This window comes from Geodermatophilus sp. SYSU D00696 (assembly GCF_054050235.1).
Map to the genome: position 1 here is coordinate 1 of NZ_JBJGYY010000052.1, position 12408 is coordinate 12408.

Here is a 12408-nt window from a genome sequence, read left to right on the forward strand (position 1 = left end):
CCCCCCCCAACAAATCACCTAGCTTATACCGCGGGGGCGGCGGCGGCCGCCCCCCCCCCCCCCCCCCCCCCCCCCCCCCCCCCCCCCCCCCCCCCCCCCCCCCCCCCCCCCCCCCCCCCCCCCCCCCCCCCCCTCTCCTGCCCCAGGGAGCCCCGTTGAGCGTCCAGCCCGTCCCCGCCGACCCTGCCCCGCACGACTTCGACAGCCCGGACGACGTCGCCCGGGCCTTCGCCGAGCAGGGCTACATCGCGGACCGGCGACTGGCGACGACGACGTTCGTCATGTCCCGGCTGGCCAAGCCGCTGCTGCTGGAGGGCCCGGCCGGCGTCGGCAAGACCGAGCTGGCCAAGACGCTGGCCGCCGCCACGGGCCGCCGGCTGCTGCGCCTGCAGTGCTACGAGGGCCAGGACGAGACGAAGGCCCTCTACGAGTGGGACTACGGCAAGCAGCTGCTCTACACCCAGATCCTGCGCGAGAAGACCGCCGCGCTGCTGGGGGACGCCGACACCCTCGAGGCGGCGGTGGAGCGGATCGCCTCCGCCGACAGCGCGTTCTTCACCGAGCGGTTCCTCGCCGCCCGGCCGCTGCTGGAGGCGGTGCGCTCGGAGGAGCCGGTGGTGCTGCTGGTCGACGAGGTCGACCGCGCCGACGAGGCGCTGGAGGCGGTGCTGCTGGAGATGCTGGCCGAGTACCAGGTGTCGGTGCCCGAGATCGGCACCTTCGTCGCCCGGCAGCCGCCCTACGTCGTCCTGACCTCGAACAACACCCGCGACCTCTCCGCCGCGCTCAAGCGCCGCTGCCTGCACCTGTTCCTCGAGTACCCCGACGCCGACCGCGAGCTGGAGATCCTCCGGTCCAAGCGCACCGGCCTCGACGACGCGACCGCGCGACGGCTGGTGGAGATCGTCCGCGGCCTGCGGGGACTGGACCTGCGCAAGGCACCGAGCATCTCCGAGACCATCGACTGGGCCCGCACCCTCGCCGTCCTCGGCGTCGGCGAGCTGTCGGCCGAGGTGCTGTCGGACACCGTGTCCGTCGTCGCCAAGTACGAGCGCGACGTGCAGCGCTCCCGCGACGCGCTGCCGCGGCTGGTCGACCCGAACGCGACGGTGCCGCCGCCCCTCGGGCACACCCACTCGCACGGGGCACACACCCACGGCGGGCACACCCACGACCACGACCACTCAGGGGCGCACGACCACGGGCACGAGCACCCGGACGACGACGGCCGCCGCGTGCGGGCCGCCAAGGACGCCCCCGGCCGGCACGACCGCAACTACTACGGCCAGCAGGCGCCGTCGGAGACGCCCGACGCGGCGCCCGCGCCGAAGCGGCAGGTGGGCGCCGGGCAGGGGGCGCGCTCCTTCCCCGCCGGCAACCGCGGCAGCGCGCGGCGCCGGCCGGTGTGAGGTGGAGGACGCCCTGCACCGGTTCGTCCGGCTGCTGAGGCTGCGCGGGATGCGGGTGTCGACGGCGGAGGTCGTCGACGCGGCGGCGGCCGCGGCCGCCGTCGGCGTCAGCGACCGCGCGGCGCTCGAGGCCGCGCTGGGCGCGGCACTGCTCAAGGACCGCCGCGACGCCGAGGTCTTCGCCGACACCTTCGACCGCTTCTTCACGCTGCGGCCGGTGGTCGAGGACGAGCAGGACCACGGCCACGCCCACGACGACCTCGAGGACACCGGCGAGCTCACCCGGATGACCTGGTCGGCCGACCCGCCCACCGACGTCCAGGAGGGGCACAGCCACGGCAAGCCGGTCGACATCCGCGACTTCTTCCGGCCCGAGGACCTCGCCGCGCAGTACAACCTGCACCAGGAGGCGAACAAGATCGACCTCGCCTCGCTGACCCAGCAGATCGTGCTGTCGTCGGAGAGCCCCGCCGGTCCGGCCGACGACGCCCAGCAGGTCCAGCTGGAGGTCTCGCGGCTGCACGACCCCGGCCTGCCCGGCGAGCTGGTGCGCGCCGGCGGCACCCCGCTGGACGTGCAGCTGACGGTGGCCCAGCAGCAGGCGCTGCGCGACTGGCTGGCCGACCCGGTCGGCGACCTGGACCCCGAGGTCGCCGAGGCGCTGCGCCGCCGGCTCGCCGGCGTCATCGAGGACCTGCCCGAGCTGCTGGCCGCCCACCTGCAGAAGCTCGCCGAGATGACCGACCTCGCGATCGAGGAGCGCGAGCTCGCCCGGGCGCCGGTCGAGAAGGTCTCCGAGGCCGAGCGGGCGCGGATCGAGGACTCGCTGCGCCGCCTGGCCGGCTCGCTGCACGGCGGGCTCACGCACCGGAAGCGGCAGTCGCCCCGCGGGCGGGTCGACGTCGCCCGGACGATGCGGCGCAACATGCGCTACGACGGCGTCCCGTTCCGGCCGGTGACCACGCGGCTGGCCGAGGACCGGCCGCGGCTGGTCGTCGTCGCCGACGTGAGCCTGTCGGTGCGGACGGCGGCGCGGTTCAGCCTGCACGTGGTGCACGCGCTGCAGGACCTGTTCGCGCAGGTCCGCACGTTCGCCTTCGTCGACGACGTCGTCGAGATCACCGACCTGTTCGACGAGCACCCGCTGGAGCACGCCCTCGGGCTGGTCTTCGGCGGCGACGTCATCGACGTCGACGCCGCCAGCGACTACGGGACCGTGTTCGCGCGGCTGGCCGCCGACCACTCCGGCGCCTTCACCCGCCGCTCGACGCTGCTCGTGCTCGGGGACGGCCGCGGCAACGGCAACGCCCCGCGGCTGGACGTCTTCGCCGACCTCACCCGCCGCGTGCGCGAGACGATCTGGCTGACCCCCGAGCCGCGGTACTCCTGGGCGCTGGGCGGCTGCGACCTGCCCGCCTACGCCGAGCACTGCGACCGGGTGGAGGTCATCCGCGACCACAGCGGCCTGGAGAGCTGGGCCACCGACGTCGTCACCCGCGCCTCCGCCCGCTGACGGGTGTGCACTTCCGCGGAAGTGCACACTGCGGGCGTGACCGACCTGACCCACTCCGACTCGATCGTCGTCGCCGCCTCGCCGGAGGAGGTCTACGACCTGGTCAGCGACGTGACCCGCACCGGCGAGTGGAGCCCGGTCTGCGTGGCCTGCTGGTGGGACGAGGGCGCCACCGGGCAGGTGGGCGACTGGTTCACCGGCCGCAACGTCACACCCGCCCGCACGTGGGAGACCCGCAGCCTGGTCGTGGCGGCCGACCGCGGCCGGGAGTTCGCCTGGCTGGTCGGCGGCCGGCTGGTCCGCTGGGGCTACCTCATGGAGCCGGTCGCCGGCGGGACCCGGCTGACCGAGACCTGGGAGTTCCTGCCCGCCGGTCACGAGTTCTTCGCCGAGCGCTACGGCGAGGACGCGCAACACCAGATCGAGCAGCGCACCCGGGCGGCACACGAGGGCATCCCGGCCACGCTGGCGGCGGTCAAGCGCATCGCCGAGGCCGGCCGCCGCGGCGGTGACGCCGGCGCCCCGGCGCCGGGGTGAGCGACGACGCCGGTCCGGAGCGGATCGCCGAGGGCTACCGGGCGTTCAGCGCGGAGACCGTCACCGAGGCGCCGGCGTACTCCGCGCTGGCGGCCGCCGTCGCCCGCGACCGGGACGTCCTGGACTTCCTGGCCGGTCTCCCGGCGGGCAAGCGGGGCCCGCCGCTGTTCCTCGCCGCGCTCCGGTTCCTCGGCGGCGTCCCCGCCGACGGCGCCGAGCTGCACGAGCGGGTGGTCTCCGACGGCGAACGGCTGCGGGCGACGGTGCTCGCCCGGGCGACGCAGACCAACGAGCCCGCGCGCTGTGCGGCGCTCCTGCCGGCCCTCGCCACGATCGGGGGCCCGCTCGCGCTCGTGGAGGTGGGGGCCTCGGCCGGGCTGTGCCTCTACCCCGACCGCTACTCCTACGAGTACGACGGCCGCCGGGTCGGGCCGCCGAGCCCGGTGCAGCTGCGGTGCGCCACCAGCGGGCCGGTGCCGGTACCGACCGCGCTGCCCGAGGTGGTCGCGCGCATCGGCGTCGACCTGGACCCGCTCGACGTCACCGACCCGGACGACCGCGCCTGGCTGCGCACGCTCGTGTGGCCCGGTCCGGTCGAGGCCGAGCGGCTGCAGCGGTTCGACGCCGCCGCGGCCATCGCCGCGCGGGAGCCGCCCACCCTGCTGGCCGGCGACCTGCTCGACCGGCTGCCCGACGCCCTCGCCCTGGTGCCGGACGGGGCGGTGCCGGTCGTCGTGCACACGGCGGTGCTGCCCTACGTCGAGGCGGCCCGGCGCACGGCGTTTGTCGACCGGGTGCGCGGCCTGCCGGTGCGCTGGGTGGCGCAGGAGGGGGCGGGCATGGTGCCCGGCACGGGGGAGCCGTTCCCCGGCGGGTGGGGGCCCTACTTCGTGCTGTCCCTCGACGGCCGCCCGCTGGCGCACACCGCACCCCACGGCGGGCGGATCGACTGGCTCGGCCGCGACCCCGAGCCGGTCCCTGCTGGATGAGGCCGAGCCCGGAGCCGGCGTAGCCGGCCTCGGCGCGCCGGGAGACCGCGAGCTCGCCCATCAGGTCGGTGACGTGGAACTCCGCCGTCGTCGCCGAGATGCAGGGCTCGCGGCCGGTCAGCTCCGGGGACGACCGGCCCGGCGGCGACGAGGGCGCCGGGGCGGCCAGCGAGCGCACGACCATCGCCGCGCACGAGGGCATCCCCGCCACGCTCGCCGCCGTCAGGCGGATCGCGGAGCGCGCCCGATCTGGTGCACTTCCGCGGAAGTGCACCAGATCGAGCGCGTCAGTCCTGGCAGAGCGACGTCTCGTACCGGCAGGCCACGACGTCGGGGGTGTCCACGGGACGACCGGCGTCGACGGCGTGCGCGAGCCGGATGAAGCCCGCGTGGCTCCAGGACAGCGGCGTCGCGGAGAACGTCGGCTCCCCCGGCACGAACTCCGTCCCCTCCGCGGACGGCGGCTGGTCGTCCCACACCTGCTCGGCGAGGAAGTAGGACCGGTCGTCGGCCGAGCGGGCCATGGTGTCCAGCCGCCCCTGGGCGGCCGCGGCCGCATCGCCGCCGGCGGCCAGCTCGTACTCGCCCCGCTCGCCGGTGAGCAGCGGCCAGCCGCGGCCGATCGTCTCCCGCGAGCCCGGGTCCACCGGCTCCCACTGGGTGCCGTCGGCCTTCTCCCCGTAGCCGTCGAAGCTCGACCGGTGCCAGAACCGGCCGTTGGCCGTGTCGTAGGCCAGCTGCTCGTCGACCAGTCGCAGGGTGTTGAGCACGACCGGGTCGTCGGCCGGGACGATGCCGAGCCGGACCAGGTCGAGGAAGCTCGGGTCGAGCACCTCCCGCTGGTCGACCAGCGGGCCGCCGTCGGCGATCTGGATCTGCGTGCCGGCGTCGGCGTCCCCGTCGGCGGTGATGCGCAGGTAGTACGGCTCGGGCGACAGCGGGCCGGTGGTCGTCACGGTCCACTCCGCCAGGCCGGCCCGCCACTCGTCGGCCGTGGCCAGGTAGGTGTCGGCCCGGGCGTCGTCACCGTTGGCGCGGGCGATCTCGGCCGCGGTCACCAGGCCGGCGATCTCGGCCGCGATGGTGTTCGGCGACCACCCGCCCAGGTTCTCCCACCGCTCCTGCTCGGTCTGCGGCCCCTCGGCCACGATGAAGTCCGCCGAGAGCCGCACCCGCTCCCAGTCCTCCGGCCCGGTCCGACCGAGCTGCCAGGCGAGCACGATCGGCAGGGCGACCTCGTCCATCTGCAGCCCGCCGAAGACCGCCTCGCCGTCGAGGCGCGCGTTCTGCGGGAACGACCCGTCGGGACGCTGCTGGACCGTCCACAGGTGGTCCAGCGCGCGCTCGGCGGCCGCCTCGTCGCCCATCGCGATCAGGGCGGTCGCGTGCTGGTACAGGTCCCGGGACCAGACCTCGTGGTAGACGGGGAAGTGCTGGAGTTCGTTCGCCCAGGCCCACGGCTTGCCCGGGGAGGCGATGAACCCGCCGCGGAAGGTCTTGTCCTCGCTCGCCGCGACGACCATCGCGGACACGTCGTACTCCGTGCGCCACTGCTCGGCGCTGGCCGGCACCGGCGCCAGGCCGTCGAGGTAGTCGTGCCAGCCCTCGGTGTAGGCCGCCAGGGCGTCGTCGTAGCCCCGCTCCAGCGCCTGGTCGGCGGCCTGCGCGGCGTCGTCCTCCGTCGTCCCGAAGCCGAGGGAGAGGGTGAGGTGCTGCCCGTCGTCGGTGCCGGTGAGGCCGGTGCGGCCGATCTGCACCACGTTGCCGGGGGTCGGCGCGTCCCAGGTGTCGTCGAGGACGTAGTCGTCGCGCAGGTCGGCCCACCCGTCGCTGCGCTCGAGGTAGCCGCTGGAGGTGTCGGTGAGGCCACCCGAGACGGTGACGGCGCTGCTCAGCGCACCGTCGGTGGCCAGCAGCCGCCCGTCGGCGGAGCGACCGGTGTCGTCGTTGGCGTTGAGGCCCAGGCCCACGTCGTGGAGCAGGTAGACCTGGTAGGGCTGCCCGTCGAGGGACTCGAACTGCACGTCGACGAGCACCGCGGACCGGTCGGGGTCGGTGGTGTAGGTCTTGGTGATCCGGTAGCGGCCGCTCTGCGCGGTGTTGACCTGCCGGTAGACCAGGGCCCGCGGGTCGACCAGCTCGACGACGGAGTCGGTGGCCTCGTCCTCCCGCTCGGCGAAGGTGGCGCCGTCAGTGACGACGAACTGGGTGTCCCGGGAACTCGGCGTGTCGATCCGCGGGGCGTAGACCTCGCTGAGCGTGCCGTCGTTGAGCGTGTACCAGACCGTGCTGTCGAGGGCGCCGATCGCCGTCCCGAAGCCGTCCTTGTCCCCGGGCGACCAGGTCGCCGCCTCGCCGGGGTACCCGGGCGCCGCGTCCGCCGCCTGGGCCGACGCCGGCACCACCGCGCCCAGGACGAGGGCGCCCGCGACGACGGCCCCGCCGAGGACCGGCCGTCTCCCCGGGGGCCACGGCCCGTACGGCCCGGCCGGGCCGTACGGGCCCCTGCGGCGTGGCGTGCGGGGAGACAGGTCGTCGCGGTCCACCGGCTGGTCCTCCGTCCCGGGATGCCGCCCCGGGACGGTCACGGGCGTCCGGATCGGGGGCAGGCAGAGCCCGTCTGGGTCGAGCGGGTTCGGCCCGGGGTGCCGGTCGCACAGCCGGGCTCTGTGTGACGTGCACCACACCCTAAGGCGTCCCGTGCGTGCCCGGTCAACGTCAGATGAGACCGAGCTTGGAGCCGGCGTAGACGGCCTCGGCGCGCCGGGAGACCGCGAGCTTGCGCATCAGGTTGGTGACGTGGAACTTCGCCGTCGTGGCCGAGATGTAGAGCTCACGGCCGATCGCCTCGTTCGACAGTCCCCGGGCCAGCAGGGCCAGCACCTCCCGCTCGCGGCCGGTCAGCTCCGGGGACGGCCGGCCCCGCGGTGACGAGGGCGCCGGGGCGGCCAGCGAGCGCACGACCATCGCCGCGCTGTGGCTGTCGAAGGCGCTCTCGCCCCGGCGGACCGCCCGGATCGCGGCGACCAGCGCGACGGCGTCGACGTCCTTCAGCACGTAGCCCCGCGCGCCGTGCCGGATCGCCTCCACCACCAGCCGCTCGTCGAGGAACGTGGTGACCACCAGCACGCCCGGCGCCGGGGTCCGGGCGGTGAGCTCGCCGCACAGCGCCAGGCCGGCGACGTCGGACCCCGCCGAGAGCTTGAGGTCGAGCAGCACGATGTGCGGCCGGACCGCGGCGACCAGGTCGAGTGCGGCCGCGGCGGTGGCCGCCTCGCCCACGACCTCGATGTCCGGCTCGCGCTCGAGGATCGACCGCAGGCCCCGCCGGACGATGGCGTGGTCGTCGACGATCACCAGCCGGATCGGCTCAGTCACCGGTCTCCTCCGGGGGCGTGTCGGGCGGGAGCGGCAGCCGGACCTCCACCCGCACCCCGCCCATCCGGGCGCGGGCGACGCGCAGGCCGGCGCCGAGCTCGCGGCAGCGGGAGGCGATGTTGCGCAGCCCGCAGTGGTGGCCGTCGCCGCGCCGGGCGGCGGCCCGCAGCGCGCGGCGCAGCGTCTCGGGGTCGCCGGTCCCGTCGTCGGCGACCGACAACCGGACCCCGTCGGGTCGGTACCCGAGCCGCACGGTCGCCCGGGTCGCGCCGGCGTGCCGGGCGGTGTTGGACAGGCACTCCGTGGCGATCCGCAACAGCTGGTGCTCGGCCCCCGGCGGCAGCACCCGCGGCCGGCCCTCGACGCGCACCGCGACCGCCAGCCCCGGCACCGACGGCAGCCGGCCGAGCAGGTCGGGCAGCGCCGGGCCGGGCGGGTCGTGCTCGTGCTCCGACAGCGCGTGGATGGCGCCGCGCAGCCGCTCGACCGCCTCCCGGGTCAGCGCCTTGGCGTGCCCCAGCCGCTCGTGCACCTCGGCGTGGTGGGCCACCTCCGGCCGGCACCACTCGATCGTCATGCCGGCCGAGAGCACGTGCTGGGCCACGCTGTCGTGCAGCTCGCGGGCGATCCGGTGCCGCTCGGCGTCGACCGCCTCGCGCTGGGCGGCGACGTCGAGGCGGTGCTCGGCCTCGGCCAGCTGGCGGTGCCGCTCGGCGAGGTCGCGGGCCCGCTGGTCGGCCTCGGCGTAGAGCCGCTCGGTCTGCCGGCGCAGCGCCTCCGAGCGGGCCAGCAGGTGGTCGGCGTGCAGCGCGACGGCCGACTGGTTGGCGACGATCCGCAGGATCGACAGGTCGGCGTGGTCGGCACGGCGCGGCGCCCCGCCGCAGGCCACCAGGGCCCCGACCGGATCGCCGTCGACCACCAGCGGGACGACGACGGCGCCGTCGCCGGTCCGCCACGGCCCGGTCTCCACCGCAGCGAGGGCGGCGGCGACCGGCCGGCCCACGTCGGGTGGCAGCTCGGCGAGGTCACCGGCCGTCGCGTCGCCGGGACCGCGGCCGACCAGCCGCGGCCGGGCCAGCGGCAGCGCGTCCTCGGCGAGGGCGAGCACCACCCACGGGACGGCGAGCTGGCCCGCGGTCGCGTCGACGACGGCGCGGCACAGGGCGTGGGCCCCCTCACCGGTCGCCGAGAGCACGTGGGCGACGTGCTCGAGCTGGGTGAGCGCCCGGGAGAGGTCCTCGGCCGTCTGCCGGTACTCCGCGTACCAGCTGGGCTTGGACGAGCGCAGCCCGGTGAGCTCGGGGATCCCGGGGACGGGGGTGCGCGAGGTCACCGGCGCCCGCTCAGACCCGGCGGGCGGTCACATCGCCGCCCGGAACAGCGCGGCGATCTCGGCCCGGTCTGCGTCCCGGGGGTTGGTCGACAGGCACGCGTCGCCGAGCGTCGTCGTCGCGAGCCGCTCGACGTCGGACTCGCGCACGCCCAGCGGCCCCAGCCGACTCGGGCAGCCCAGGTCGGCGGCCAGGCGGGTGACGACGTCGGCCGCTGCCTCCGCCGCCGCCTCGCCCGACAGGCCGGTGACGTCGACGCCCATGGCGCGGGCCACCGGCAGGAACCGCTCGGGGACGGCGCGGGCGTTGAACCGGATGACGTGCGGCAGCAGCACCCCGTTGACCACGCCGTGCGGCACGTCGAGCAGCCCGCCGACCTGGTGGCTCATCGCGTGCGTGGCACCGAGGATGGCGTTGGTGAAGGCCAGTCCGGCCTCCAGGCTGGCCTGCGCCATGGCGGTGGTGGCGGCGGTGTCGTCGGGCGCGGCAAGCGTCCGCCGCAGCGAGGTGCAGATGAGCTCGACGGCGTGCAGGGCGTGCACGTCGGTGAGCGGGCCCGACGCCCGGGAGACGAACGCCTCGATGCCGTGGGTGAGCGCGTCGAGGCCGGTGGCGGCGGCCAGGTCGTCGGGCATCGTGGTGAGCAGCCGCGGGTCGGTGAGCGAGATGTCGGGGACCAGCGCCCGGCCGATCAGGGTGGCCTTGAGCCGCCGGGTGGTGTCGGTGACGACGGCGAACTGCGACACGTCGGCGCCGGTGCCCGCGGTGCTCGGGCACATGACGGTCGGGGGGATCGCGGTGGTGACGCGGTCGACCCCCTCGTAGTCGAGGATCGACCCCCCGTTGCTCACCACGACGGCGACCGCCTTGGCCGCGTCGATGACCGATCCGCCGCCGAGGGCGACGATCACGTCGCAGCCGCCCTCGAGGTAGCGCTGCACCCCCTCGGCGACCTCGTGGTCCTTGGGGTTGGGCGTGAGCCCGGTCCAGACGGTGGGCCGCAGGCCGACGTCGGCGAGGTGGCCCCCCAGCTCGGCCGGCCACCCGGCCTCGACCAGGCCGGCGTCGGTCACCACGAAGGGCCGGCGGGCACCCAGTCGGCGGGCGGCGAAGCCGGCCTCGGACAGCGCACCCCAGCCGAACACCACCTCGGGGACGAGGTACTTGCTGAAGCCCGGTGCGGCCGGCTCGGCGCAGGGGCGGGGCGCGGGGCGGATCTCCTGGTCGAGCGCGCGGCGGGCCGGCGGCCCGGACCGCAGCGGGACGGCGGTCACCGCACGGGGCGGGGCAGGGGAGCGGGCACGGGGGCCTCCAGGGCTCGGACGGCCCGACCACGATAACCGCCTCCGTGACGCGCATCACACGATCGCGCGCCGCCCGTCACAGACGTGCACTTCCGCGGAGGTGCACGGTGCATCTCCGCGGAAGTGCACGAGGACCCCCGCGGGGTCAGCGGCCGAGGATGCCGCCGATCGCCCCGCCGAGGCCGCCGCCACCGCCCTGGTCGTTCCCACCGCCGCCGAGGCCACCGAGGCCACCGCCGCCGAGCATGCGGACGAGGTCCATCGGGTCGAGCCCGAGGCTCTGCAGCAGCCCGGCGTGCTGCTCGGTGTCCACCTGCCCGGGCAGTTCCTGGTCGGCCTGCTGCGCCTTGGCGTCGTCGCCCTGGGACTGCAGCAGCTGGAGGATCTGTGCCTTGTCGATCTGCATGGGCCGCCCGGTACCCGCAGGTGGCGCCGGGGATGCACTCATCCCGCGGCGCGCACGACCCGGTCGGGCCGGACGACGGCGAAGCGCGCCCGCCCCGCCTGCAGCCACGCGGTCAGCACGCCGTCAGCGTCGTCCACCTCGGTGCGCCGCCCGCCCGCGGTGACCGTGATCCGGCCGGCGGCGGCCAGCGCCAGCACCGCCGTCCCGGTGCCGAGGACGTCGTCGAGCCGGCACTCCCGCCCGCCGGCGCGGACCCGCGCGCGCGGGACGAGCGAGCCCGCCAGCCGCCGACCGGCCCGGCCGCGGCGGTCGACCAGCGGGCCGGGGCGCAACGGCGGCGTCCGGCTGTCGGCGGTGTAGGCGGCCAGCGCCGGCACGCGGGCGACGGCGGCCAGCACCGCCCGGCGGGCCGGGACCGCCGCCGCTCCCCCACCGGTCATCAGCAGCCCGAGCAGCGCCGCCAGCCGGACCAGCGCCCGGGCGTGCGGCGCGCGCTCGGCGCCGTGGGTGTCGAGCAGGTCCTCGCCGGCGTCCCCGGTCACCACCGCGGCCACCTTCCAGGCGACCTGGTGCACGTCGCGGAGGCCGAGGCCGAGACCCTGGCCGACGAACGGCGGGGTCAGGTGGGCGGCGTCACCGGCCAGCACCACCCGTCCCCGGCGCCACCGGTCGGCGACCTGCGCCCGGTAGACGTACTCCGCGGCGCGCACCACCTCGGCGTCCGCGGCACCGAACGGCGCGAGCAGCCGGGGCAGCGCGCCGGCGAGGTCCGCCGGGGTCTCGCCGGGCAGCAGCCGGGTCTCGAAGCGGTAGCGGTCGCCGGTGACCGGCATGAACGTCGCGGCGCGGGCCGGGTCGCACACCTGGTGCACGCCCGGCCACACCGGCAGCGGCGACGGCGTGCGCAGGTCGACCACCAGCCAGCGGTCGGGCCGGCCGAGGTCGCGCATCCGGCCGCCGACCAGTCGCCGCACGGTGCTGTTCGCGCCGTCGCAGCCGAGCACCGCCGCGGCGGGCACGTCGGCCCGCTCGCCGGTGCGCCGGTCGACCGTCGCCACCGTGACGGACCGGTCCGCCCGCTCGGTCAGCCCCACCACCTCGGCCGGTGCCCGGAGCGTGATCCCCGGGGCACGGGCGACGGCGGCGCCCAGCACGGCCTCGAGGTCGGGCTGGTGGAACATCGACGCCTGCGGCCAGCCGTGCCGGCCCGTCCCGGGCACCCGGCCGAACTCGGCCAGCACCCGGTGGTCGGCGTCGACCAGCCGCAGCCCCGCCAGCGGCCGGCTGACCGCGAGGAACTCCCCGGCGACGCCGGCGTCGGCCAGGGCGCGCAGCGCCTCGTCGTCGAGGTGCACCGCCCGCGGGACCCCCGGCGGCCGCGGCTGCCGGTCGAGCAGCAGGACCGGCAGCCCGCGCGCGGCGAGCAGGAGCGCGGCGGTGGCGCCCACGGGACCGGCGCCGACGACGACCACCGGCTGCTGCGACACGCCGCCCACTCTGCCGGACCGGGACGTGCACCTCCGGCTGGCATCGTGGAG

10 protein-coding genes are annotated in these 12408 nt (G+C 76.4%); 4 read left to right on the top strand and 6 right to left on the bottom strand.

Going from position 1 to position 12408, the window contains the following annotated elements; genetic code table 11:
* Positions 1-155: 155 nt before the first annotated feature.
* From ACI79O_RS22155 to ACI79O_RS22170, 4 genes are read left to right on the top strand one after another with little or no spacing between them, the layout of a single operon-like run.
* A complete protein-coding gene (locus tag ACI79O_RS22155; protein WP_456891774.1) occupies positions 156-1409 on the top strand; it encodes an AAA family ATPase in 1254 nt (417 codons plus the stop codon).
* Position 1410: 1 nt separating this feature from the next.
* On the top strand, positions 1411-2922 hold the full coding sequence (locus tag ACI79O_RS22160) for a VWA domain-containing protein (RefSeq protein ID WP_456891776.1): 1512 nt from the start codon (positions 1411-1413) through the stop codon (positions 2920-2922).
* A gap of 36 nt (positions 2923-2958) precedes the next feature.
* Positions 2959-3459, top strand: coding sequence for an SRPBCC family protein (locus tag ACI79O_RS22165; RefSeq protein WP_456891778.1), 501 nt, complete (start codon positions 2959-2961; stop codon positions 3457-3459).
* Entirely contained in the window at positions 3456-4448 is a 993-nt protein-coding gene (locus ACI79O_RS22170) for a DUF2332 domain-containing protein (protein WP_456891779.1), read from the top strand. The genes ACI79O_RS22165 and ACI79O_RS22170 overlap by 4 nt, the downstream gene beginning before the upstream one ends.
* Positions 4449-4735: 287 nt before the next feature.
* On the opposite strand, the gene ACI79O_RS22175 is transcribed toward ACI79O_RS22170, so the two are convergent.
* The 6 genes from ACI79O_RS22175 to ACI79O_RS22200 all read right to left on the bottom strand — a co-directional run bounded on the left by ACI79O_RS22175 (position 4736) and on the right by ACI79O_RS22200 (position 12357).
* Complete coding sequence (locus tag ACI79O_RS22175; RefSeq protein ID WP_456891781.1) at positions 4736-6994, bottom strand: glycoside hydrolase family 15 protein; 2259 nt, start codon at positions 6992-6994, stop codon at positions 4736-4738.
* A gap of 172 nt (positions 6995-7166) precedes the next feature.
* Positions 7167-7826, bottom strand: coding sequence for a MadR family response regulator transcription factor (locus ACI79O_RS22180; protein ID WP_456891783.1), 660 nt, complete (start codon positions 7824-7826; stop codon positions 7167-7169).
* Positions 7819-9162 (bottom strand): histidine kinase, encoded by a 1344-nt coding sequence (locus ACI79O_RS22185; protein WP_456891785.1) that lies wholly within the window; start codon positions 9160-9162, stop codon positions 7819-7821. The genes ACI79O_RS22180 and ACI79O_RS22185 overlap by 8 nt, the downstream gene beginning before the upstream one ends.
* A gap of 27 nt (positions 9163-9189) precedes the next feature.
* The gene (locus ACI79O_RS22190) at positions 9190-10434 is read right to left on the bottom strand and encodes an iron-containing alcohol dehydrogenase (protein WP_456891787.1); all 1245 of its coding nucleotides are present in this window, start codon (positions 10432-10434) and stop codon (positions 9190-9192) included.
* A 175-nt stretch (positions 10435-10609) separates the two neighbouring features.
* Entirely contained in the window at positions 10610-10870 is a 261-nt protein-coding gene (locus ACI79O_RS22195) for a hypothetical protein (protein WP_456891789.1), read from the bottom strand.
* Between the two features lie 38 nt (positions 10871-10908).
* Positions 10909-12357 carry a bifunctional 3-(3-hydroxy-phenyl)propionate/3-hydroxycinnamic acid hydroxylase gene (locus ACI79O_RS22200; protein ID WP_456891791.1) on the bottom strand — a complete coding sequence of 483 codons (1449 nt, stop codon included), beginning with the start codon at positions 12355-12357 and terminating at the stop codon, positions 10909-10911.
* Positions 12358-12408: the final 51 nt, after the last annotated feature.

Bases quoted from the DNA above. Each gene is read 5' to 3' on its own strand.
- ACI79O_RS22195 (WP_456891789.1), bottom strand. From the start codon at position 10,870: ATGCAGATCGACAAGGCACAGATCCTCCAGCTGCTGCAGTCCCAGGGC.